At 39.3% G+C, this 338-nt stretch carries 1 rRNA gene; it reads left to right on the top strand.

From position 1 onward, the window contains the following. Positions 1–338: ribosomal RNA gene (locus tag LZA78_RS18120) — 23S ribosomal RNA — on the top strand; the annotation flags it as partial.

Genomic DNA, 338 nt, shown 5'->3' with positions numbered 1-338 from the left:
TTAGTCAGGGCCTAAGATGAGGCAGAAATGCATAGTCGATGGACAACAGGTTAATATTCCTGTACTTGGTAAAAGAATGATGGAGTGACGAAAAAGGATAGTTCTACCACTTACTGGATTGTGGGGTAAGCAACAAGAGAGTTATATAGGCAAATCCGTATAGCATAATCTTGAGTTGTGATGCATAGTGAAGACTTCGGTCGAGTAACGAATTGAATGATTTCATGTTTCCAAGAAAAGCTTCTAGTGTTAATTTTTTATCAACCTGTACCGAGAACGAACACACGTTCCCAAGATGAGTATTCTAAGGCGAGCGAGAAAACCAATGTTAAGGAACT

It is taken from the genome of Rhodobacter flavimaris, assembly GCF_021378075.1.
Lineage (GTDB): Bacteria > Pseudomonadota > Alphaproteobacteria > Rhodobacterales > Rhodobacteraceae > Rhodobacter > Rhodobacter flavimaris.
The sequence above is the reverse complement of the archived record's forward strand: the minus strand, read 5'-3'. Positions and strand labels throughout refer to the sequence as shown.